Here is a 23,457-nt window from a genome sequence, read left to right as displayed (position 1 = left end):
CGCTGCCAAAGGAGGCAAGGCGATGAATATTCAGTTCCGCGAAAGCTCCGAAGCCGCTTCCCCTCTGGCCGTCAAAACCGCGATCGCGGACTGCGACATCCACCCGGCCCGCGCGACCCGCGCCGAGCTCTATCCTTACCTCGCCAAACGCTGGCAGCATCATCTCGAAGTCTATGGCGTCCATGCCTATCAGGGCATGATGGAGGGTCCGCCCTATCCGAAGGCCCAGCCCAACGCCTCGCGCCGCGACGCCTACCCGCCGGAAGGCGGGCCGCAGGGCTCCTCGCTGTCCTTCATGCAGAAGCAGTTGCTCGATCCCAACAACGTTCAGCTCGGCGTGCTCAATCCGCTCAACACCGGGCAGGGCATCCGCAACCACGAGCTCTCGGCCGCCTTGTGCTCGGCGATCAACGACTGGCAGATCGACAAATGGACCAGCAAGGACAAGCGGCTGAAGGCATCCATCGTCGTCGGCAATGAGGACGGGCTGTCGGCCGCCGCCGAAATCCGCGAACGCGCCGGCGACAAGAATTTCGTCCAGGTGCTGCTGCTCAGCCGCAATGTCGAGCCGCTCGGCCAGCGCCGCTACTGGCCGATCTATCAGGCCGCGGAAGAGGCCGGCCTTCCCGTCGGCGTCCACGCCTTCGGCTTCGGCGGCAACCCGATCACGCCGTCGGGCTGGCCTTCCTATTACATCGAGGAGATGGTCGGCCACTCGCAGTGCCAGCAATCGGCGCTTGCGAGCCTGGTGCTGGAGGGCGTGTTCGAGCGCTTCCCGAAATTGAAGATGGTGATGATCGAGGCCGGCTTCGGCTGGGCGCCGTCGCTGGCGTGGCGGCTCGACAAGGTCTGGCAGCGGCTGCGCAGCGAGGTGCCGCATGTGAAGCGGCCGCCGTCGGAATATATCCGCGAGCAGGTGTGGTGGACGACGCAGCCAATGGAGGATCCGGAGCGGCGCGAGGATCTGTTCGACGTCATCAAGTGGATCGGCTGGGACCGGCTGCTGTTCGCCACCGACTATCCCCATTGGGATTATGACGAGCCGTCGCGCGTGCTGCCCGCGGGCGTCAGCGACGATGACCGCGAGGCCTTCTATCTCGGCAATGCGAAGAAGCTGTACGGGATCGCTTGATGGCGCGGCATGTGATTGCCGCGGTCGATGAGCTTCCGCCCGGCACGCGAAAATTTCTGGAGATCGACGGACGGCCGATCGCAATCTTCAACATCAAGGGTGAATATTTCGGCCTGATGAACCGCTGCCCGCATCAGGGCGCGGCGCTGTGCGAGGGACCCTTGATCGGGCTCGCGCAATCGAAGGATCCGGGCGAGATCGAATACACCAAGCTCGGCGAGATCATTCGCTGCCCCTGGCATGGCTGGGAGTTCGACATCCGTACCGGCCAGTCCTACTGCGACCCCCGCCGCTTCCGCGTGAAGGCCTACCCGGCTCATGTCGAGCCGGGTGCGAGCGTGGTGAAGGGGCCGTATGTCGCCGAGACGATTCCGGTCAGCGTGGAGAGCGACTACGTGGTGGTGGAGTTGTAAGCTCCCGCGGTCATTCCGGCGCGCCCGAAGGGCGAGCCCGGAGTCCATCGTGCCACGGGAGTACCAGGAGAAATGACACCGGCCTAGTGTCCCGCCACCGGCTCGACCACCGCATCATATGTCGGCACCGCCTTGCCGCCGCCGCGATAGACGACCGAGGCCGCGATGACGCCAAGCAGCGCCGCGAACATCAGCCAGAAGCCGGGCGAGGCCTTGTCGCCGGTGTGCTCGATCAGCAGGGTCGAGGCGAACGGCGTGAAGGTGCCGAACAGGGCGGCCGCGAGAGCGAAGGCGAGCGAGAAGCAGGTGGTGCGGACATGCGCCGGCACGATCTCGACCAGCGCGCCGAGCATGGTGCCGCTGTAGACGCCGAAATAGAACGAGAACATCATCTCGACGGCGAGCAGCTTGCCGAAACTCGGCGCTGCCACCAGCCAGTGCAGCGCCGGATAGGCGGTGACCAGCGACAGGCAGGCGATGGTGATCAGCACCGGCTTGCGGCCGATGCGGTCCGACAAGGCGCCGCCGACCGGATTCCAGAAGAAGTTGGTCACGGCGACCAGCAGCGTCACCAACAGCGCATCCTGGCTCGACAGCTTGAGCACGGTCTTGCCGAAGGTCGGCGTGTACACCGTGACGAAGTAGAACGTCGTCGTGGTCAGGACCGCGATCATCATGCCGAGAAGGACGATGCGCCAATTGGCGAGTGCGGAGGCGAACACTTCGTTCGCCGTCGGATGCTTCTTCATGGCGAGGAAGGCCGGCGTCTCTTCGAGAGTCCGCCGCAGGAAGAAGATCAGGGGAATGATCAGGCAGCCGACGAAGAACGGAATGCGCCAGCCCCATGCGGCCACCGTGTCGGCCGGCATTACCTCGGATAGAAGGTAGCCCAGGATCGAGGCGACGAAGATCGCGACCTGCTGGCTCGACGACTGGAACGAGGTGTAGAAGCCGCGATTGCCGGGCGTCGAAATCTCCGACAGATAAACCGACACGCCACCGAGCTCGACGCCGGCGGAGAAGCCCTGCAGGAGGCGGCCGATCAGCACGATAACAGGCGCGGCGATTCCGATGGTCGCATAGCTCGGGCAGAACGCGATGACGACGGTGCCGACGGCCATGATGCCGAGCGTGACGATCAGGCCCTTGCGGCGGCCGATGCGGTCGATATAGGCGCCGAGCACGATCGCGCCGACGGGACGCATCAACGCGCCGAGCCAGAACACGCCGAAGGTGTTGAGCAGCGAGGCGGTCTCGTTGCTGGACGGGAAGAATGCCTTGCCGATGGCGGCGGCGTAGAAGCCGAACAGGAAGAAGTCGAACTGCTCGAGGAAATTGCCGCTCGTTGCGCGCAGGATCGCGCCGATGCGCGACTTGATCTCGGGCGGATTGGTCGATGCTGCTGGTCCAGCCATGGCGTTACTCCCCTGAAGATGCGGCCGGACCGGAACTCACTTCACGGCGGGCGACGGATTATTGCTGCGACAATCTGTCTTACCCCTTCCCGCGCGGGGGGTTGCGAGTCAATCGATTTTGCCGCGGAAGCTGATGATTTTTCAGGCTTTATTCCGCGTTGCAGCGATCATCCACTCACGGAATGCGGCGAGCTTCGGTGCTTCGCGGCGCCCCTCCGGCGCGACCAGGTAAAAGCCGGCATCTGCCGGCAGCGCGATCTTGAAGGGAACGACGAGCCGGCCCTTGGCAATGTCGTCCTGAACGTAGGAGGTCCGCCCCATCGCCACGCCGATGCCGTCGATGGCGGCCTGGATCGTCATGAAGATCATGTCGAAGGTGATGCCGGGCTGCCTGGCGATGTCGGCCGGCAGACCCGCCGCCGTCAACCACAGCCGCCAGTCGTCGCTGTTGGCGTTGGAGGTGTGCAGCAGCATGTGGCTCTTGAGGTCCTCGGGACAGCGCAACGGCTTGTCACCGCGCAACAGAGACGGGCTGCACACCGGAAACAGCTCGTCCGCCATCAGCCAGTCGGCGCGCAGACCCGGCCACTGGCCGCGGCCGTAGCGGATCGCGGCATCGACATTGTCGCGCTGGAAGTCGACGAGGCTGGTCGAGGTGGTGATACGGACGTCGATGCCGGGATGGTGCTCCTGGAAATCGGTCAGCCGCGGCAACAGCCATTTTGCGGCCAGCGATGCCAGCGTCGAGACCGTCAGCACCTTGTCGTCGTCCTTGCGCAGCAGCCGGTCGGTGGCCAGCCGAAGGTCGTTGAAGGCGGCACGGACGCCCGGCAAATAGTCGCGCGCCTCCGGCGTCAGCGCCAGTGCGCGGTTCTGCCGGACGAACAGGCGGATGCCGAGCTCCTCCTCGAGCCTGCGGATCTGATGGCTGATCGCGGTCTGGGTCACGTTCAGCTCGGACGCAGCCAGTGTGAAGCTGAGATGGCGCGCGGCGGCCTCAAAGGCCCGCAATCCGTTGAGGGAGGGCAATCTGGCAGTCATCTGGCAGCAGGATACATGACGTTATTTCATGCGAAGGAGTACAAATTGTCGTTTGTCGCAGTGCACCAGCAAGCAGATATTAGCGGTCAACTTAGCTCCAGGAGCTGACAATGTCTACTTTGACCCAGAATTCGATGACAAATCATCATGCGCCCGGGCTGATCCACCAGATCGGCGAGACCCTTCACGTCTGGCACGAGCGCTACCGGACAAGGCGTGAGCTCACCAACTGGTCCGCGCGTGACCTTCAGGACGTCGGGCTATCCTGGAGTGATGTGGCCTATGAGGCCGACAAACCCTTCTGGCGGGCCTGATTGGCCGCCAGGCCGGCGCCGCCTGACTGTTGGGGGCGCCGGCGGTCCTTTCTCCCATTGGTCCCCTTGGGGGCGCGTGTCATGAGCACCCTTCGCCTGGAAGATCTGAAGCAATATTCGGACACGCTGCGCACGCGACATGGCGAGGCGCTGCGCGTTCGCTTCGTCGAGCCGCGCGACACCGAGGAGCTCCAGCACTATTTTCGCTCGCTCTCGACGCGCTCCCGCTACAACCGGTTCTTCGGCGCGATCAGCGAACTGCCGCAGGGCCTGCTGCACGAATTCCTCCAGGTCGGCGAGCGCGAGCGTTTTACCGTGGTGGCGACCATGATGGTCGACGGCTTCGAGACCATCGTCGCCGAAGCGCGCTACGCACTGCATGCCGAAACCGCGACGCTTGAATTCGGTCTGTCGGTTGCCGACCGCTGGCAGGGCCACGGCATCGCCACCGTGCTGATGAAGAATCTCGAATGCCGCGCGGCCGCGCTTGGCGCCGACCACATGTTCGGCGACACGCTGCGCTCCAACGCGGCCATGATCTCGCTCGCGCGCAAATCGGACTTCGCCTTCGTCAATCATCCTGACGACTGGAAGCTGGTGCGCTTCGACAAGGAGATTTCCGTCGCACCGAAGGACATTCCCTGCGCGAGTTGGCGTCTCGTTGCCCTTTCCCGTCAGGCCGATAGCCCCTCAGCCTCGGTCTGACACCACTCGAGCCCGGCCTGGCGAAAACCAGAGCCGGGCATTTTTTTGCCGCTACTTCCTCGTGAATACCGCCTGGCGCTTCTCGATGAAGGCCTGCACCGCTTCCTTGTGATCGGCGGTCGTGGTCAGGCGGACCAGACGTTCGGCTTCGTGGTCGCGCGCGGTCTCGAAATCGAACAGCAGGGCCTCGTCGAGATTGTCCTTCATGTAGCGCAGCGCGAGGCGCGGACCTTCAGCGAGGGATTTTGCCAGCGCAAAGGCCTCTGCCTGCAATTTGTCGTCGGGCACCACGCGGTTGACGAGGCCGATGGCCTCGCATCTGGCAGCATCGACCCGATCGCCGGTGAACAGCAGCTCGCGTGCCCGCGCGGTGCCGACGAGGCGCGTCAACAGCCACGCGATGCCATAATCGCCGCTGAGCGCAATGCGCGCATAGCCGGTAGCCACGAAGGCCGATTGCGCGGCAATGCGGATGTCGCAGGCCATGGCGATGGCGAGCCCCGCGCCGACCGCCGGCCCCGGCAGCGCGGCGATGGTCGGCTTGCGCACCGAGACCAGCGCGCCGGTGAGCAGGCGCTGCCGCTCCTGGAGATCGGCGACCTTGTCGTCAAAGGACATTTCCAGCTTCTTCGGGTCGCGATGCGCGCCCATGCCCTTGACGTTGCCGCCCGCGCAGAACGCTTCGCCCGCGCCGGTGATCAGCAGCGCGCCGACATCGGGGTTCTCGCCGCAGGAGCGGATCATGGTGCGTAGCGCCGGGGTCAGCGCGTCCGACAGCGAGTTGCGCGCCTCCGGCCGGTTCAGCGTGATCAATGCGACGCGATCGCGGATCGCGCAGAGGAGTTCGTTGGTGCCGGTATCGATGGTGATTTCCGTGCTCATGATTCCCGCCCTTGTAGGGTGGACAAGGCGAAGCGTGCCCACCATTTGCTGTTTCGTGGTTGATGGTGGGCACGGCGCTATGCGCCTTTGCCCACCCTACGGCAGCTTGCCTCAAAACTTCTCGACCCAGGGCCGCAGCTCCAGCTCCCAGCTCCAGGCGCTGCGCGGCTGCTGCAACACGTTCCAGTAGCTCTCCGCGATGGCATCGGGATCAAGCATCGAATCCGGCTTCTCCGGCGCTTCCGTGCGCGCTGCGCTTCTGATGCCGCCATCGATCACGAAATGTGCGACATGGATGCCTTGCGGCGACAATTCGCGCGCCATGCTCTGCGCCAGCCCGCGCAGTGCGAACTTGCCCATCGCGAATGGCGCGGACTGCGCATAGCCCTTGACGCTTGCCGAAGCGCCGGTGAACAGGATCGCGCCGTGCTGGTTCGGCAGCAGGCGCTTGGCCGCCTGCTGCGCCACCAGGAAGCCGCCATAGGCGCTGACCGCAATGGCCTGCGCCACGTCGGCCGGAACGAGATCGACGAACGGCCCGCGCGCCCGGCCGCTCGCGTTGTAGACGACCAAATCGGGCGTACCGATCTCGCGTTCGACCAGGCCGAACAGGCGTTCGACCTCATCAGGGTCGGTGGCGTTGCAGGCATAGGCCTTGGCGCCGGTCTCGCTGCAGAGTGCGCCGAGCTTCTCGATTTTTCGCGCGGCCAGTGCGACGCGGATGCCCTGGGCGGACAACAGCCGCGCCAGCGAGGCGCTCAGGCCTTCGCCGGCGCCGACGATGAGGGCGATCTTGTATTTCGGGTGTTCCATGACGTGATCTCTCGAGGACGGGAAGCCGCTGATCTATGCACGGTCCGCGCGGACAACCACTCGGGGAGGATCACAATTCCGCAGAGCGAATTGCTCCGACGCGGCGATCATGCCTCCCTGACAATTTGCGGCTTTATCCGCTTTCGCGACTGGAGCATGATCGACATCATCTCAAGCGGCAAGCGCCAAATCAGCGCAAAATGACCGCAAGGCGGAAACGAAGAGGACGATCATGCACAAGCCGGCCCCTGCGCAGGCAAAACAGGTCGCGGCCGCACCATCCGGACTGCTGGCTCCCGACACTACCGGCATGAATTTCTACCGCGCCGACCAAGCCCTCACCGATCTCCTGCGCATCCATCTGCCGGAGACGCTATTCCGCCACGTCGAGCCGCATCTCGATCGCCTTGGTGAACTCGCCGGCGGACATCTCGACGATTGCGCGCGGCTCGCCGACCGGCACACGCCGGTGCTGCACCAGCGCGACAAGTTCGGCCGCGATTTGCAGTGGATCGAATACCACCCGGCCTATCGCGAGCTGGAGAAGGCAGCGTTCGGCGAGTTCGGCATCCACGCGCTCTCGATCCGCAAGGGCATCATGGGCTGGCCGGACAAATATCCCGTCGTCGCCAAGCACGCCTTCACCTTCCTGTTCAACCAGACCGAATTCGGCATGGGCTGCCCGATCAACGTCACCGACGGCTGCGCCAAGCTGCTGGCGAATTTCGGCAGCGAGGCGCTGAAGGCGAAATATCTCGACGGCCTGACCCAGACCGACATGAGCAAGCTGACGCAAGGCGGCCAGTTCATGACCGAGAAGGAAGGCGGCTCCGACGTCGGCACGCTGACCACGACAGCGGTGCAGGAAGGCGACCATTGGCGCCTCAGCGGCGAAAAATGGTTCTGCTCGAACGCCGACGCGAAGATCGTGATGCTGCTGGCGCGCCCCGAAGGCGCCGGCCCCGGCACGCGCGGTGTCGGCCTGTTCCTGATGCCGCGCTTCCTCGACGACGGTTCGCAGAACCACTACCGGATCGTACGTCTAAAGGACAAGCTCGGCACGCGCTCGATGGCCTCGGGTGAAATCAAGCTCGAAGGCGCGATCGCCTACGCGGTCGGCAAGCTCGACCGCGGCTTCGTGCAGATGGCCGAGATGGTGAACTCGTCGCGGCTTTCAAATGGCGTCAAATCCACCGCGCTGATGCGCCGCGCCTACCATGACGCGATGACGGTGGCGAGAAACCGCGTGGTGTTCGGCAACCGCATCATCGACCTGCCGCTGGGCCGGCGCCAAATGCTGAAGATCATGCTGCCGGTCGAGCAGGCGTTGTCGATGAGCTTTCTCACCGCGGACGCGCTCGACCGCGCCGAGGCGGGCAGCCAGGATGCGGCCGCACTGCTGCGCATCTTGACCCCGACGCTGAAATTCCGTGCGACCCGTGATGCGCGAAAGGTCTGCGGCGATGCGCTCGAGATGCGCGGCGGCATCGGTTACATCGAGGAGTTCGCGACCGCCCGCCTGCTGCGCGACGCGCATCTCGGCTCGGTCTGGGAAGGCACCGGCAACATCGTCGCGATCGATGCGTTGAGGCGCGCCGTCGGTCGCCACGGCGCCGAATCCGCGCTCGCAGCCGATCTGCACGCCCGCCTCGATGACAGCCCCTCGGTGCCGCAGGCTTGGCGCGACCGGCTGCACACCCTCACCGATCGCGCGGTCGGCTTCGCACGCGAGGTCGCGGGCAAGGCCGACAATGAGGCCGATGCGCGCCGCGCCACCAGCCTGCTCTATCACGTCGCCAGCGCCGTCGCGCTCACCTGGGAGGCGCATCGTATTCACGGCATGCGTGGCGATGCGCGAAGGCTGTTGTTGTCGCGGCTGGTGATCGATCACCGGGTGTCGCCGAGCGATCCGTTCCGGCTGACGGAAAATGCCGTACAGCAGAAGATCGCCGCACTGCTGCTCGGCGACCGTGATGCTGGCATGAGCGAGGTTGGCGAACTGGTCCTGGCAGCGTAGGCTGCACCCGCGTTCAAAGCAAAAAAAGCGATAGGGAGTGCTCGATGAAGGCCGCCGTCCTCCATGAAGTCAACAAGCCCCTGGTCATCGAGGATGTCAGCCTGCCGAAGCCCGGCCCGCGCGAGGTCCTGATCCGGACGTCGGTCGCAGGTCTCTGCCACTCCGATCTGCACTTCATGGAAGGCCTGTATCCACATCCGCTGCCTGCGGTGCTCGGGCACGAGTCGGCCGGTGTCGTCGAGCAGGTCGGCTCCGACGTGACTTATGTGAAGCCCGGTGATCATGTCGTCACCTGTCTTTCGGTGTTCTGCGGTACCTGCGACAATTGCACCACGGGCCGCACGGTGCTCTGCACCGACACTACGGTGAAATTGCTGCCGGGGGCATCCAATCGGATGCAATGGGCACGCTCGGAGAAGCTGCATCAGTTTCTCAACCTGTCGTCCTTCGCCGAGCAGATGCTGGTGCACGAGAACGCGATCGTCAAAATCCGCAAGGAGATGCCGCTCGATCTTGCGGCGCTGATCGGCTGCGGCGTCATTACCGGCTACGGCGCGGTCGTGAACACGGCGAAGGTGACGGCCGGCGAGACCGTAGCCGTAATCGGGTGCGGCGGTGTCGGCATGGCTGCGATCAACGGCGCGCAGATCGCCGGCGCCGGCCGCATCATTGCCATCGACACCAATCCGGCCAAGCTCCAGCTCGCGACCAAGCTGGGCGCCACGGACATCATCAACCCCGCCGACGGCGACGTCGTGAAGCAGGTGCGCGATCTCACCAATGGCGGCGTGCATCATTCCTTCGAGGTGCTCGGCCGCAAGGAGACCGCCGAGCAGGCCTTCGGCATGCTCGCCTCGGGCGGCACGGCCACCATCGTCGGCATGATCCCGTTCGGCCAGAAGATCGAGCTGCATGGCTTCGACTTCCTGCGCGAGCGCAGGATCCAGGGCTCATCGATGGGCTCGAACCATTTTCGTGTCGACATGCCGCGGCTGGTGGATTTCTACCTGCGCGGCCGGCTGCACCTGGAAGACTGGATTTCGGCCAAGCTGAAGCTCTCCGAGATCAACGAAGGTTTTGCCAACATGAAGGCCGGCAAGACGCTGCGCAGCGTGATCATGTTTGACAGCTGATGCAAGAGACGCGGTCCTCAGCCCGCCAGGCACGTTGCGGGAAGGTAACCCCGGCAAGACCAGATCTTGACCAACCGATGAACTGCCCCGGAGCATGACGGCAGAGGCTGGAGCGGAACTACCGCTGCAGATGTCGCGTAAAGATCCGCACCACGTGACCCCTGACCCGCGGCGCCTCGTCGTAGAGGTCTGAGGCGAGCCGCTCGATGGTCTCGCGCAACGACAAGAACTGGGCCTGCCGCGCGCTGCTTTCGGTACCCTGCATGCCCGCAAGCTCGTCCATCGCGGCGTCGCTGATCTGGCAGTGTACGACTTCGCCGTCGTTCAGCATGGTGAAGCGAAAGGCGAGCCGTTCGAGATCATGGCCAATGATCCTGTCGCGCATGAGTGGCATCAAGTCGTCCCGGTCGACCCCCGCGCCGAAAATGCCGAAAATCCCGCTGCTTGTCAGCAGCAAAGGCAATCCATGGCCTACTGAAATGCGACTTCGGCGAAACTGCGGAGCTTTCGCGAATGCAACCGCTCGGATTCCTGCTGTTTAAGCCGTTCCAGCGCCTTCAAGCCGATCTCGAGATGTTGGCCGACGCGCCGGCGGTAGAATTCGCTGGCCATGCCAGCGAGCTTGATCTCGCCGTGCAGAGGCTTGTCGGAGACGCACAGCAGCGTGCCGTAGGGGACGCGAAAGCGGTAGCCGTTGGCGGCAATCGCGGCCGATTCCATGTCGAGCGCAACCGCGCGCGATTGCGACAAGCGGCGAATGACATCGGGACCGCTGATCTCCCAATTGCGGTTGTCAACGCTCGCGACGGTGCCGGTACGCATCAGGCGCTTGAGCTCGAACCCCTCGAGCCCGGTGACGTCCTCGACCGCCTCCTCGAGCGCGACCTGCATCTCCGCGAGCGCCGGGATCGGCACCCACAGCGGCAACTCACGATCAAGCACATGGTCCTCGCGCACATAGCCGTGGGCGAGCACGTAGTCGCCGAGCCGCTGCGTGTTGCGCAGGCCCGCGCAATGGCCGAGCATCAGCCAGGCATGGGGCCGCAGCACGGCAACATGGTCGGTGACATTACGCGCGTTGGACGGACCGGTGCCGATGTTGATCAGCGTGATGCCGCGATAACCGGGGGTGACCAAATGGAAGGCCGGCATCTGCGGCGCGCGCGCGGGCGCAACGCCCGTCGACGCGCCGCCGCTGCGCGTGATCACGTTGCCGGGAGCGACGAAGGCATCGAGGCCGGCCTCGCCAGCCTGAAGCCGCTGCTGGCAGAGCTGCGCGAAGGCGTCGACGTAGAACTGGTAGTTGGTGAAGATCACGAAGTTCTGGAAATGCTCTGGATCTGTGCCCGTGTAGTGGTAGAGCCGGCGCAGCGAGTAGTCGACGCGGGCCGCCCGAAACAAGGACAGCGGCTCGGGCGCGCCGGGCTGGAGCTCGAAAGTGCCGTCGGCGATGGCATCGTCCATGGTGGCCAGATCAGGCACGTCGAAGGCATCGCGCAGCGATCGCGTCACGGGCGAGTTCTCGCTGGTGGTGATGGCGGCTTCGATGTTGATGTCGCGGCGATAGGCGAAGTGAACGGGGATCGGTTCGCTGGACTGGCCGATCTCGACCGGGACGCCGTGGTTTTGGATCAACAATCCGATCTGCTCGGTGAGATAGGTCCGGAACAGATCCGGACGCGTGACGCTGGTCTCGTGCACACCGGGCCGGGCGACGAAGCCGTAGGCGAGACGCGAATCCAGCCGCGCATGCGTCGCGGTGGTGACACGGACGAAGGGATAGAAGGCCCGCACCCGCGTCGTGATTGCCTCGCCGTTGACGTAAGCTTCGAACCGATCACGCAGGAACTTCGTGTTGCGCTCGTAGATCTCTTCGAGGCGGGCGACGGCGAGGCCGGCGTCGGAAAAGGATTCGGTGGCGACGGAGGGTGGGGATTGGACGGATTGCATTGTTCGATGCCGGGTTGCTGGGGCTGAATCGAACTATAGCAAGAAAACTAAAGCAAGAAAGAAGCCGCCCGTCATTGCGAGCGTAGCGAAGCAATCCAGAAATCTCGCCGCGGAGGCAACCTGGATTGCTTCGCTACGCTACCGATGACGAAAGGAGGCGACGCTTCCCCGCGTCACTTCTCGCGGAACGCCCGCATGAACTGGTCGTGCAGCGGCTTCATCAGATAGGACAGCATGGTGCGGTCGCCGGTCTGGACGAAGGCTTCCGCCGGCATGCCGGGGATCAGCCTGGAGTCACCGAGCTTGGCGACCTCTTCTGCGGACAGCGAAACGCGGATGGTGTAGTAGCTCTGGCCGGTGCGCTGGTCGGTGGTGACGTCGGGCGAGACGCGGCTGACGACGCCGTTGAGCTCCGGCGTGGTGCGCTGGTTGAAGGCGGACAGGCGCAGCAGCGTCTTCTGGCCGATCTGGAGCTTATCGATATCGACCGGATTGACCTTGGCTTCGACCTGGAGATCGTCGGCCTGCGGCACGATCAGCATGAGGGCGTCGCCGGCGGTGATGACGCCACCAACGGTATGCACCGTCGATTGCAGCACCATGCCGTCCTGCGGCGCGCGGATGTCGACGCGGCGAAGCTGGTCCTCGGCGGCGACCTTGCGCTCGATCATTTCGCCGATCTTGTCGTTGGTCTCGCGCAGATCCTTGGAGACCTCGCTGACCATGTCCTTGTCGACCTGGATGATCTGCAGCTCGGTCTCGGTGATCTTGCCCTTGGCCTGCGCGCGCGAGGCGATGTATTGCGCGCGCTCGCCGTTGAGGCGGGCGCTATCGCGTTCGAGCGTGGTCAGGCGGGAGATCTGCACCAGGTGCTTGTCATAGAGATCGCGGACACCCACGAGCTCCTGCTGCACCAGTGAGATTTCCCTGTCCTTGGCCCGCTCCTGCGCGGAGAGGCCCTCGATCTCCTCGTTGAGCTGCTGGATGCGCTCGCGCAGCTGCGCCTTCTGGCCGGCGCGTCCGTTGACGCGGACGTCGAACAGCTTGGTTTCGGCGGAGAGCAGCGCCTTGACGTCGGGATCGTTGCTGCGATCGAGCAGCGCTTGCGGGTAGTCGATCCTGTCGATGCCGCGCTGCTCGGCCTGGAGCCGCGCCGCACGCGCCTGCGCCGCATCGAGATTCTTGGTGACGATGGCGAGGTTGGCCTTGGTGACGGTGTCGTCGAGCCGCACCACGATGTCGCCGGCCTTGACCACGTCGCCATCGCGCGCGCGCAGCTCGCCGACGACGCCGCCGGTCGGATGCTGGACCTTCTTGACGTTGGATTCGACCACGATCTGACCCGGCGCGATCAGCGCGCCGGAAATCTGCACCGTCGAAGCCCAGCCGCCGAGGCCGACCAGGAGGACCAGCACGATCCCAAGCCCGAGCATCAGGTGGAACCGGATCGACTGCCGTACGGTCCTCTTCGCGGCGGGCTTCGCGCCGCCGAGCGCCATCGTGCTCATGCCTTGGCTCCGCCTTCGCTGACGATCTTGATCGGCGCCGGCGGTGTCACGCGCGGCTGGAGCACCTGGGCGAGCACCTGCTCCTTCGGCCCGAAGGCCTGCATGCGGCCGTCGCGCAGCACCAGGATCTGGTCGACCGCTTCCACGCCGATCGGACGGTGCGCCACCACGATGACGATGGCGCCGCGCTCGCGTGCCGCACGGATGGCGCGGGTCAGCGCTTCGTCGCCTTCGGTGTCGAGATTGGAATTGGGCTCGTCGAGCACGATCAGGAACGGGTTGCCATAGAGAGCGCGCGCCAGCGCCACGCGCTGCGCCTGGCCCGCGGAGAGCGCCGTGCCCTGCTCGCCGACCTGGGTGTTGTAGCCCTCGCGCATCTTGATGATCATCTCGTGCACGCCGGCCTCCTTGGCGGCGGCGATGATGCCGTCGGAGGTGGCCTCGGGATCGAACCGGCTGATGTTCTGCGCGATGGTGCCGCCGAACAATTCGACGTCCTGCGGCAGGTAGCCGATATGGCGGCCGAGCATGTCGGACGCCCATTGGTCGAGCGCCGCGCCGTCGAGCCGCACCTTGCCGCGAACCGGTTGCCAGACGCCGACCAGCGCGCGGATCAGCGACGACTTGCCGGAGCCGCTCGGTCCGATCACGCCGAGGCCGTTGCCGGCTTCGAGCGCAAAGGTGACGTCCTGCACGATGAGGCGCTGGTCGCCCGGCGGCACCATGGCGATGCCTTCGACCGAGAGGCGGCTGGTGGGCGCCTGCAACTGGGTCGGCATCGTCTGCGCCGGCATCTGCTCCAGAAGGCGGGTCAAGCGGTGCCAGCTCTGGCGTGCCGCGACAAAGGATTTCCAGTGCGCGATGGCAAGATCGACCGGCGCGAGCGCACGGGCCGACAGGATCGAGCCGGCGATGATGATGCCGGCGGTCGCTTCCTGGTGGATGACGAGATAGGCGCCGACCGCGAGCACGGCCGATTGCAGCATCATGCGCAGCACTTTTGCGACCGCGCCGAGACCGCCGGCGACATCGCTCGCACGCTGGTTGCCGTCGAGATATTTTTCGTTGGCCTCGCTCCAGCGCGCGTTCATCCGGCCGGCCATGCCCATCGACACCATGACTTCGGCATTGCGGCGGCTGGCCTGGGCGAGATCGTTGCGCTGGGCGGCAAGCCCCATCGCGTCTTTCGCCGGCTGGCGGGACATGAACTCGGTGACCAGCGTCAATCCGACCAGGATGACGGCGCCGACCAGCGCGGTGACGCCGATCATGACGTGGAAGGCGAAGCAGATGGCGAGATAGAGCGGCAGCCAGGGCAGATCGAAGAACGCGCTCGGGCCCATGCCGCCAAGAAAGGAGCGGACATTGTCGAGATCGCGCAGCGGCTGAAGCCCCTCGTTGCGGCTGCCGACCAGCAGCGGCAGGCGGACGATGGTGTCGAACACCCGCTTGTTCAAGGCTTCGTCCAGCGCGGTGCCGACCCGGCCCAAAATCCGGTTGCGGATCATGTCCAGAACGCCCTGCGCCATGTAGAGGAAACTGGCGAGGACGATCAGGCCGACCAGGGTCGGAATGCTGCGGCTCGGCAGCACCCGATCGTAGACCTCCAGCATGAAGATCGACCCGGTCAGATAGAGCAGGTTGATCATGCAGCTCATCAAGCCGACGCCGACAAACGCCGTGCGACAGGCGCGCAGCGCATCACCGAGCTCTGAGCGGCGGACGCCGGGAACGGCTGCCATCAGTCTGATCTCTTTCGGGTAGGGGCCAAAGCCCCTGATTTCAAAGGCAAATTCAGGAGTAATTGACCCGGATTAACATCGCGTTTGCGCTCATCGCCCAACGCAGTCGAACACCCGGGACCCCTATAGCCCACATCACCCTCGACCGACCTTGCACGCAAGTCCGGAATCTCACGATCTTGCGGCTTTTTCTTGCAGACATGTCACCTCTCCCCAGGCGGGGAGAGGTCAAAAGTTCGATCAATTGAACTCGGGCGCCATTAGAATCGGCCGCCGCCGCGGACCAGCCGCACCACCAGCAGCAGGATGACCGCGCCGATCGCGGAATAGACGATCTCCGATATCAGTCCGGTGCCGATGTGAATGCCGAGCTTCGGAAACAGGAAGCTTGCCACCAGCGCGCCGGCGATGCCGACCACGATGTCGCCGATGATGCCGAACCCGGTTCCGCGCACCACTTTGCCGGCCAACCAGCCAGCCACGAGGCCGACGAACAGGATGACAAGCAGGCCTTCATTGGAAATGTACATAAGTGAGGTCCCTCTCCGTGAACGGTTCCATGGAAGCGGAACCGGGATGAACGAGGTCTGAATGCTGTTCCCCCGTTCCCCGCTGGCGGTCCAAAGATCATGACAGCGCGGTGACCGGCTCTGCCAGCACGCACCGTGCTGCCCGGCCCGGCCCGACGTCCACATTCCCAGGCAATTGCTCCAGGCAGCGCGGCTGGGCAGCGGCGCAGCGGGGCGCAAAGGAGCAGTTGTGCGGCCTCTCGCCAAGCGACGGCGGGGTGCCGGGGATGGTCTCGAGCCGCTGTCCCCGCTTGGCCCCGTGGACGGTCGAGGCGAGCAGGCCCTTGGCGTAGGGATGCACCGGCGAGCGGACGATGTCGCGAAGCGTGCCCTGCTCCACGATCTGGCCGGCATACATCACAGCGACCCGGTCGCAGATCTCGATGGCGACGCCGATGTCGTGGGTGACGAAGATGACGGACATGCCGAACTCGCGCTGCAGCTCGCGCAACAGCAGCAGGATCTGGATCTGCACGGTGGCATCAAGCGCGGTGGTCGGCTCGTCCGCGAGCAGGATCTTTGGCCGACACGCGAGCGCCAGCGCGATCATCGCGCGCTGACGCATGCCGCCGGACATCTCGTGCGGATAGGCATCGAGCCGGCGTTTTGCGGAAGGAATGCGCACGACATCGAGCATTTCGAGTGCGCGCGCCCTGCCCTCCGCATAGGACTTGCCTTCGTGACGCACCACGCTTTCGGCGATCTGCGCGCCGATGGTGTAGACCGGATCGAGCGCGAGCGCCGGCTCCTGAAAGATCATCGACACGGTCTGGCCGCGGAACGACGACAGCTGCTCCTCGTTCATCGCGAGCACGTCGCGGCCCATGACGTTGACCTTGCCCGTGATCTGCGTGCGCTTCTTCGGCAACAGCCGCATCAGCGCACGCAAGGTCACGCTCTTGCCCGAACCGGACTCGCCGAGCAGGCCGAGTACCTCGCCGTCGCCGAGCGAAAGGCTGAGATCGTTCACGGCATAGACCGTGCGCTCGCCGGTGAAGCGGATGTTCAGGCCTGAGATCTCGACGAGCTTTGTCATGACGGAAGTTTCGGCAGCCTGTCGTGATAATCGGTGGCGCGCTGGAATGCGGCGCCGATGGTGAGCAGCGTCGCTTCATCGAACGAGCGGCCGATCAGCTGCATGCCGATCGGAAGACCATTTTTGGTGAAGCCCGAGGGCACCGTGAGCGACGGCAGGCCAAGGTAATTCACCGGACGGGTGAACAGCGTCAGCCGCTGCAACAGCGCCGGCGCGTTCGGCCCGCCGCCGACGTCGCTCTCCTCGATCGTCGGCGCCGGCACCGGAGACGCCGGCGCGATGATCGCGTCGACACCTGATGTCGCAGCGTTGTGCGCGGCCAGTGCCGGCCCGCGCCAGCGCATCGCCTCGAGGTAGGTGATGGCGGGGACCGCAAGGCCGTTCTGGAGCCGCATCAACACCTGCGGGCCGTAATCCTGCGGCCGCTCGATCATCCAGCGCTTGTGGAAGGCGGCGGCTTCGGCCGCAAGCACGAGCTGGCTTGCCGCGGACAATTGCCGCTGATCGGGCAGCTCGACCGTGACGATGTCGGCGCCCTCACGCTTGAGCACCGCGATGGTTTCGTCCAGCACGCGCGCGACCTCGCCGTCGAGATCGTCGACATAGAAGGACGAGGGGACGCCGACCTTGAGGCCCTTCAGCGAGCCCTTGGTCGCGCCGACATAGTCAGACAGCGGCTCGTGGCTCGCAGTCGAATCCTCGGGATCAGGGCCGGCCATCAGCGCCAGCAACAGCGCGCAATCCTCGGCGGTGCGGGCGAGCGGGCCGACCGTGTCGAGCGACTGCGACAGCGGCATCGCACCGGCGCGGCTGACCCGGCCGACGGTGGTCTTCAATCCCGTGACGCCGCAGAAATGCGCGGGCATGCGGATCGAGCCGCCGGTGTCGGAGCCGAGCGCGGCATAGGTCAGTCGCGCCGCGACCGCCGAGCCCGAACCCGAGGACGAGCCGCCGGTGATGTGCGCCACGTTCCAGGGATTCCGAACAGGGCCGTAATGGGCGTTATGGCCGGTCGGGCCATAGGCAAATTCGGCGAGATGCAACGTGCCGAGCCGAACCTGGCCGGCGTCCTTCAGCCGCTGCAAGGCGGTGGAGGTCACTGTCGGAACGAAATCGCGGCGGATCAGCGAGCCGCAGGTCGCGACGTGGCCTGCGTCGTAATACATATCCTTGTGCGCGAGCGGCACGCCGTGCAGCGGACCGCGGACTTCCCCCTTGGCGAGTTCGGCGTCGGCGGCATCGGCGGCCTTCAGCGCCGCCTCTGCCTCGATCGACATGAAGGCGTTGAGGTGCGGCTGCCACTGCGCGATACGCTGCAGCAGCGCGCGCGTCACCTCATGCGAGGACACCTGCTTCATCGCGATCGCGCGCGCGGCCTCGATGAGCGTCATCAATGCGGGCTCGGCGCTCATTTCGAGAGCTTCGCAGTCTGCGCGATCGGATAGAGCGCGGGCTCGAGATCGAACGGCAACGTGCCGGCAATGGCCGCAAAGCCCTCGAAGGCCGGTCCGATGGAATTGGAGATGCGCGTCGCAATCTCGTCGTCGACGGGAACGCCGGCGACCTGTGCCGTCGCCTTGATCTCTTTTGTCGTCGGTCTCGTCATACGGTTTCCTCCTTCGGCGCGCGGCTATGGCCTGAACCCGGGATCGCCATGTAGCACGCGGCCTCGTGGCCCATTCTATCGAGCGCGGTGAGTTTTGGTGTCGCATTTGCGCAGAGCGGCTCCGCAAACGGGCAACGGGTGTGGAAGCGGCAGCCCGAGGGCGGATCGATCGGATTGGGCGGATCGCCCGTGATCGGCGGCGTCTCGGTGCGGCGGTCCGGATCCGAGGACGGCATCGCGGCAAGAAGTGCGCGCGTATAGGGATGTGCCGGCTGGTCCCAGACCTGGTCGACCGGGCCGAGCTCGACGACCTCGCCGAGATACATCACCAGCACGCGATCGCTGATGTAGCGCACGACGTTGAGGTCGTGACTGATGAAGAGATAGGTCAGGCCGAACTCGCTCTTGAGATCGGCAAGCAAATTGAGCACCTGCGCCTCGACGGATTTGTCGAGCGCGGAGACCGCTTCGTCGAGGATCACCAGCCGCGGCGAGAGCGCCAGCGCGCGTGCGATGTTGACGCGCTGGCGCTGGCCGCCGGAGACCTCGTGGGGGTAGCGGTTGGCGAAGTTGGCGGGAACCAGGCCCACCTTGCCGAGCAGCTCGCGCGCCAGCGCGCGCGCGGCGCCGTCGGCCATACCGTGCACCTTCGGGCCGAAGGCGATCGACTCTTCGATGGTCAGGCGCGGATTGAGCGAGGCGTAGGAATCCTGGAACACCATCTGCATGCCGCGACGCAGCTCTCGCAGGGAGAGCGACTGCCCGACGCTCATGCCGTCATAAATGATATCGCCGGTGTCGCGCGGCATCAGATGCATGAGCAGCCGCGCGGTGGTCGACTTGCCGCAACCGGACTCGCCGACGATGCCGACGGTCTCGCCCTTGGCGACAGAGAAGGAGACATTGTCGACGGCACGCACGGTGCGCTTTGCGGCGAACAGGCCGCCTCGCACCGGAAAATGCTTGGTCAGGCCGTTGACCTGAAGCAGCGGCTGGGCGACGCCGCCGAGGTCTTCGATCGGCTCCAGCATTACGACTGACGTGCTGATTTCGCTCATGGCTAGTTCCTGATGTCCATGGCGCTGCGCAGGCCGTCCGAGAGCAGGTTGAAGCAGATCGAGACCGCGAAGATCATTGCACCGGGAAGCGCAGCGACCCAGGGGTTGACGTAGATCGCGGTCCGCAAGGTGTTCAGCATCAGGCCCCATTCCGGCTCCGGCGGCTTAGTGCCGAGTCCAAGGAAGGACAGGCCTGCCGCGAGGATCATCGAAACCGAGATCAGGCTGGTGGCATAGACGAAGATCGAACCCAGCACGTTGCCGAGAATGTGCACGCGCATGATGGTGAAGGGACCGGCACCGGAGGCGCGCGCGGCGTCGACGAAGTCCATGTTGCGCACGCCGGTGGTGACGCTTTCGGCGACACGGGTGATTTGCGGGACGAACACGACGGTCAACGACACGATGGAATTGAGGATGCCCGCGCCCAGCGCGCCGGAGATCGCGATCGCCAGCAGCACAGACGGAAACGCGTAAAACACGTCGATCGTGCGCATGATCGCGGTATTGAGCTTGCCGCCGACATAGCCGGCGACGAGGCCGAGCGAGGTGCCGATACAGAAGGCGAGGATCACCGGCAAAATGCCGATGAGAAGCGACAGCCGCCCGCCATAGATCAGCCGCGCCAGCATGTCGCGACCGAGCTCGTCGGTGCCGAGCGGGTAGCCTGTTGTGCCGATGTGCCGAAGGCGCCGGATCATCGAGCCCTTGTACGGATCTTCCAGACCGAGCCATGGCGCAACGATCGCCGACAGGAAGATCAGCAGCAGCACCAGCGCGCAGACCATGCTGACCTTGTCGCGCCGGATCCGACGGCCGACGGTCGCCCAATAGCCGCGCGCCTTGGTCGCGGGCGCGGACTGAAGCGCGGCATCGGAGGTGACGGACAACGGAAGCTCGCTCATCGGCGAGCCTCCGTTATGCATCGAGGGATTCGATCCTCGCCAAGGCGGCGGTGCACCTCTCCCGCGTGCGGGAGAGGTCGGCGCGCAGCGCCGGGTGAGGGCTCTCTCCTCTTGGGGACTCTCGATTGAGGAGGCACCCTCTCCCCAACCCTCCCCCGCAGGCGGGGGAGGGAGCGCACCCTTTTCACGGCTCCAGCCTCGCTCATCGCTAGCCCCGCTTGATGCGCGGGTCGATCGCGGCTTGCGCGATGTCGACCAGCAGATTGAGGAAGACGAAGAACAGCGCCAGGATCAGGATCGTGCCCTGGAGCAGCGGCAGGTCGCGCTGGAAGATCGCGGAGTTGAGCAGGAAGCCCGAGCCCGGCCAGGAGAACACGGTCTCGATCAGGATCGAGCCGCCAAGCATGTAACCGAGCTGAAGTCCCATCACCGCGAGCGCGGTCGGCGCGGCGTTCTTGATGACGTGGCGGAACACGCCGCGCTCGTGCAGGCCTTTTGCACGCAGCGCCTCGACGAAGTCCTGGCTGAGAATGTCGCCGGTCAGCGCGCGCACCGTGCGGGTGACGATGCCCATCGGGATCACCGAGGTCGTGATCGCCGGCAGCACGAGATATTGCAAATGCGCCCAGTCCCAGGCCCAGGCGGCCGAGCCGCCGGGTCCGGCGCCGACGGCGGGCAGCCAGTTCAGCTGAACCGAGAAGATGATGACGAGCACCATGCCAAGCCAGTAATGCGGCACCGAAACGCCGGCGATGGCAAAGGATGTCGCCAGCTTGTCGATCCAGGTCTCGCGGAAATAGCCGGCGATCAGGCCGAGCAGGATGCCCATGGTGAAGCCGATGATCGCCGCCGCAATCGCCAGCGTGACCGTGTTGCTGACCGCGCGCATGACCTCGGCCAGCACCGGGCGGCCCGTGGCGATGGAATTGCCGAGATCGCCATGAATTGCGCGGAGCAGCCAAAGCCCGAACTGCACCGGCAGCGGGCGGTCGAAACCATAGGCGGTGCGGAGCTGCGCGGCGAGCTCCTGCGAGGCGTCAGCCGGCAGCACGGCCACCAGCGGATCGCCCGGCGTGATGTGCACGAGCAGAAAACACACCAGCGCGACGCTGATGACGATCGGGACGACGTAGACGATGCGTCTGGCGATATAGGCGAGCACTGCAGTTCTTTCTTCCTTCTCCCTTGCGGGAGAAGGTGGCGCGAAGCGCCGGATGAGGGGTTGTTTCCGCGAGTACAGCTATTCCTAATGAGAGATGGTCACTCGCGGAGAGAGACCCCTCACCCGGCTTCGCTTTGCGAGGCCACCCTCTCCCACAAGGGGAGAGGGTGCACTGAGCAAGCTGAGAGAATTACTGCATCGACACCAGCGAGAAGTCGATGAACCAGCTCTTTGGCTGCACGATGCCTGTCACCTTCGGGCTGATGGCACGGGGGCCAACGTCGTGGGCGACGTAGAGGAAGGCTGCGTCATCGACGGAGGCCGCGTGCAGTTCGGCGAGCGCCGCGTCACGCGCGGCGGGATCGAAGGTTTGCCGCGCCTTCTTCACCAGCTCGTCGAACTTGGGATTGTTGATGAAACCCCAATTGTTCGAGACCGGCGGAGCCATGCCCGATTGCAGGAAGCGCACCAGCGCGAAGAACGGATCCATCGCCGCGTAGGTGACGTTGGTCGCGTTCGAGCCGTTGGCGCTGGGATCCTTGGCGCCGCGGCGCCAATTGGTGAACAGCGTATTCCACTCGATGACGTCGAGCTGCACGTCGAAATAGCATTCGGCCAGCGCCTGCTGGAGATATTCGTTCATCGGCAGCGGCTGCATCTGGCCCGAGCCGGAGGCAGAGGTCTGGGTCTTCACCGTCAGCTTCTTGTTCGGGCCGAAACCGGCCTCCTGCATCAGCTTCTGCGCAGCCGCCTTGTCATACTTGATCTCGAAGGTCGGCTTGCCGCGCCAGGGATGGCCGGGCTCAAAGGTGCCGGTCGCGGGCACCATCAGCCCCGCGAGCAGGCCGTCCTTGAGTCCTTCGCGATCGACGCAGAGGTTTGCTGCCTTACGCACGCGGATGTCGTTCCAGGGCGAGCCCTCGACGCGCGAGAACTGCCACGGCCAGACGTGCGGCTGCTCGTTGGCGTAGAGCTTGAAGCCGCGCTGCTTGAGCTCGGGCAAAGCGTCCGGCGCCGGTGCCTCGACCCAATCGACCTGCCCGGAGAGCAGCGCCGCGGTGCGCGCGTTCGCCTCCGGCATCGGCAACAGCACCATCTTGTCGACCTTGGGCACGCGGTCCTTGTTCCAGTAGCTCGCATTCTTGACCAGCTCCAGCCGCTCGCGCGGGGTGAACGCGGCCATCTTCCACGGGCCGGTGCCCGCGGCGTCCTTGGCAAACGCGGTCCATGCGGCCTGCGACTTGGCCTTGGCGTCAGCGCCTTCCGCCTTCTCGTAGAAATGCTGCCACTTCGCCGGGCTCGCCATGAAGAGATTGGTGAGGTTGATCGGCAGGAAGCTATCGGGCTCCTTGGTGGTGAGCTCGACCGTCATGTCGTCGATCTTCTTCGCGGACGCCAGCGTCGGCATCCGCGAGGCCGTGACGCCGACCTGGCTGGCGTCGAATTGCGGCGCGTCCTGCTTCAGCACCTTCTCGACGTTCCACACCACGGCGTCCGCATTGAACGGCGAGCCGTCATGGAAGGTGACGCCGGAGCGCAGCTTGAAAGTCCATTTGGTCTTGTCGGCATCGTCGACCTTCCACTCGGTGGCAAGGCCGGGGATCACCACGCTCGCCTTGTCGGCCGAGGACAGGTCCCAGCCGGTGAGCGCGTCATACATGGTGAGGCCGGTGAAGCGGTTGCCTTCAAAACCCTGATCGGGCTGGCCCAGCGTGCGCGGAATATCGGCAGCCGTCATGGCGATGCGCAGCACGGTTTCGGCACTGGCGACGCGCGGCCACGCAGCCGCGCTACTGAGCGCCAGCAACGCGATCAGCGCCGCGCGGGTCTTGTTTTTGTTGATCAGCATTGCCTCAATCCTTTTCCGGCTTCGATGACTAATTTTGATGCAATCGTATGCAATGCCTATGCCAATGGGGAAACTTATTCTGCAAATTGCCCCTGCGACGACAAGTCCTTGTGATGACACGTCGGCGAAAGCACCTCGCTGCCTATTCTGGCATCAAGATTGCAGGTTTGGCTCCAATTCTCCCTTGAAGTCTTCCTTGGAGCTTTG

General features: G+C 64.9%; 22 protein-coding genes. 6 read left to right on the top strand and 16 right to left on the bottom strand.

Annotated features, from left to right (window positions below; genetic code table 11):
* The first annotated feature begins 22 nt into the window (after nt 1-22).
* On the top strand, nt 23-1,132 hold the full coding sequence (locus ABIB91_RS04745; RefSeq protein WP_354159602.1) for an amidohydrolase family protein: 1,110 nt from the start codon (nt 23-25) through the stop codon (nt 1,130-1,132).
* Nucleotides 1,132-1,545, top strand: a complete 414-nt coding sequence (locus tag ABIB91_RS04740) for a Rieske (2Fe-2S) protein (protein ID WP_007599578.1) — start codon at nt 1,132-1,134, stop codon at nt 1,543-1,545. The genes ABIB91_RS04745 and ABIB91_RS04740 overlap by 1 nt, the downstream gene beginning before the upstream one ends.
* 83 nt (nt 1,546-1,628) lie before the next feature.
* Here the strand turns inward: ABIB91_RS04740 and ABIB91_RS04735 are convergent, their stop codons facing one another.
* Complete coding sequence (locus ABIB91_RS04735) at nt 1,629-2,960, bottom strand: MFS transporter (RefSeq protein WP_007599577.1); 1,332 nt, start codon at nt 2,958-2,960, stop codon at nt 1,629-1,631.
* A 141-nt stretch (nt 2,961-3,101) separates the two neighbouring features.
* Nucleotides 3,102-4,001, bottom strand: coding sequence for a transcriptional regulator GcvA (locus tag ABIB91_RS04730; protein ID WP_007599576.1), 900 nt, complete (start codon nt 3,999-4,001; stop codon nt 3,102-3,104).
* Between the two features lie 110 nt (nt 4,002-4,111).
* On the opposite strand from ABIB91_RS04730, the gene ABIB91_RS04725 reads away from it, so the two are divergent.
* Nucleotides 4,112-4,315: a DUF1127 domain-containing protein gene (locus ABIB91_RS04725; RefSeq protein WP_007599575.1), complete on the top strand. Its 204-nt coding sequence runs from the start codon at nt 4,112-4,114 to the stop codon at nt 4,313-4,315.
* A gap of 81 nt (nt 4,316-4,396) precedes the next feature.
* Complete coding sequence (locus ABIB91_RS04720; protein ID WP_354159605.1) at nt 4,397-5,020, top strand: GNAT family N-acetyltransferase; 624 nt, start codon at nt 4,397-4,399, stop codon at nt 5,018-5,020.
* Between the two features lie 51 nt (nt 5,021-5,071).
* On the opposite strand, the gene ABIB91_RS04715 is transcribed toward ABIB91_RS04720, so the two are convergent.
* Entirely contained in the window at nt 5,072-5,902 is an 831-nt protein-coding gene (locus tag ABIB91_RS04715; protein WP_354159607.1) for an enoyl-CoA hydratase, read from the bottom strand.
* A gap of 111 nt (nt 5,903-6,013) precedes the next feature.
* Complete coding sequence (locus ABIB91_RS04710; RefSeq protein ID WP_354159609.1) at nt 6,014-6,715, bottom strand: SDR family NAD(P)-dependent oxidoreductase; 702 nt, start codon at nt 6,713-6,715, stop codon at nt 6,014-6,016.
* A gap of 232 nt (nt 6,716-6,947) precedes the next feature.
* Here ABIB91_RS04710 and ABIB91_RS04705 point away from each other — a divergent pair, with 232 nt between their 5' ends.
* Together ABIB91_RS04705 and ABIB91_RS04700 are read left to right on the top strand one after the other, a co-directional pair.
* Nucleotides 6,948-8,732, top strand: coding sequence for an acyl-CoA dehydrogenase family protein (locus tag ABIB91_RS04705; RefSeq protein ID WP_354159611.1), 1,785 nt, complete (start codon nt 6,948-6,950; stop codon nt 8,730-8,732).
* A gap of 44 nt (nt 8,733-8,776) precedes the next feature.
* Nucleotides 8,777-9,865, top strand: a complete 1,089-nt coding sequence (locus tag ABIB91_RS04700; protein WP_027570101.1) for a Zn-dependent alcohol dehydrogenase — start codon at nt 8,777-8,779, stop codon at nt 9,863-9,865.
* 118 nt (nt 9,866-9,983) lie between these two features.
* On the opposite strand, the gene ABIB91_RS04695 is transcribed toward ABIB91_RS04700, so the two are convergent.
* From ABIB91_RS04695 to ABIB91_RS04640, 12 genes are all read right to left on the bottom strand, one after another.
* Nucleotides 9,984-10,259, bottom strand: a complete 276-nt coding sequence (locus ABIB91_RS04695; RefSeq protein ID WP_007599567.1) for a DUF1488 family protein — start codon at nt 10,257-10,259, stop codon at nt 9,984-9,986.
* 77 nt (nt 10,260-10,336) lie between these two features.
* Complete coding sequence (locus ABIB91_RS04690; RefSeq protein ID WP_354159614.1) at nt 10,337-11,815, bottom strand: AMP nucleosidase; 1,479 nt, start codon at nt 11,813-11,815, stop codon at nt 10,337-10,339.
* A 173-nt stretch (nt 11,816-11,988) separates the two neighbouring features.
* On the bottom strand, nt 11,989-13,323 hold the full coding sequence (locus ABIB91_RS04685; RefSeq protein WP_007599563.1) for an HlyD family type I secretion periplasmic adaptor subunit: 1,335 nt from the start codon (nt 13,321-13,323) through the stop codon (nt 11,989-11,991).
* Nucleotides 13,320-15,065, bottom strand: coding sequence for a type I secretion system permease/ATPase (locus tag ABIB91_RS04680; protein ID WP_354159616.1), 1,746 nt, complete (start codon nt 15,063-15,065; stop codon nt 13,320-13,322). Before ABIB91_RS04680 ends, ABIB91_RS04685 begins: the two co-directional genes overlap by 4 nt.
* 260 nt (nt 15,066-15,325) lie before the next feature.
* Nucleotides 15,326-15,595, bottom strand: a complete 270-nt coding sequence (locus ABIB91_RS04675) for a GlsB/YeaQ/YmgE family stress response membrane protein (protein ID WP_148738875.1) — start codon at nt 15,593-15,595, stop codon at nt 15,326-15,328.
* A gap of 97 nt (nt 15,596-15,692) precedes the next feature.
* Nucleotides 15,693-16,670: an ABC transporter ATP-binding protein gene (locus ABIB91_RS04670; protein ID WP_219682973.1), complete on the bottom strand. Its 978-nt coding sequence runs from the start codon at nt 16,668-16,670 to the stop codon at nt 15,693-15,695.
* Nucleotides 16,667-18,082, bottom strand: coding sequence for an amidase (locus tag ABIB91_RS04665; RefSeq protein ID WP_354159619.1), 1,416 nt, complete (start codon nt 18,080-18,082; stop codon nt 16,667-16,669). Before ABIB91_RS04665 ends, ABIB91_RS04670 begins: the two co-directional genes overlap by 4 nt.
* Nucleotides 18,079-18,276, bottom strand: a complete 198-nt coding sequence (locus ABIB91_RS04660; RefSeq protein WP_106941722.1) for a hypothetical protein — start codon at nt 18,274-18,276, stop codon at nt 18,079-18,081. Before ABIB91_RS04660 ends, ABIB91_RS04665 begins: the two co-directional genes overlap by 4 nt.
* Entirely contained in the window at nt 18,273-19,334 is a 1,062-nt protein-coding gene (locus ABIB91_RS04655; RefSeq protein WP_354159621.1) for an ABC transporter ATP-binding protein, read from the bottom strand. Before ABIB91_RS04655 ends, ABIB91_RS04660 begins: the two co-directional genes overlap by 4 nt.
* A 2-nt stretch (nt 19,335-19,336) precedes the next feature.
* The gene (locus ABIB91_RS04650) at nt 19,337-20,239 is read right to left on the bottom strand and encodes an ABC transporter permease (RefSeq protein WP_354060920.1); all 903 of its coding nucleotides are present in this window, start codon (nt 20,237-20,239) and stop codon (nt 19,337-19,339) included.
* Nucleotides 20,240-20,447: 208 nt separating this feature from the next.
* On the bottom strand, nt 20,448-21,401 hold the full coding sequence (locus ABIB91_RS04645; protein WP_354159623.1) for an ABC transporter permease: 954 nt from the start codon (nt 21,399-21,401) through the stop codon (nt 20,448-20,450).
* 190 nt (nt 21,402-21,591) lie between these two features.
* Nucleotides 21,592-23,250 carry an ABC transporter substrate-binding protein gene (locus ABIB91_RS04640; RefSeq protein ID WP_354159625.1) on the bottom strand — a complete coding sequence of 553 codons (1,659 nt, stop codon included), beginning with the start codon at nt 23,248-23,250 and terminating at the stop codon, nt 21,592-21,594.
* Nucleotides 23,251-23,457: the final 207 nt, after the last annotated feature.

Source organism: Bradyrhizobium sp. JR4.3, assembly GCF_040547695.1.
Taxonomy (GTDB): domain Bacteria; phylum Pseudomonadota; class Alphaproteobacteria; order Rhizobiales; family Xanthobacteraceae; genus Bradyrhizobium; species Bradyrhizobium canariense.
Note: the sequence above shows the minus strand (reverse complement) of the source record. Positions and strands in the feature narration are given on the sequence as shown.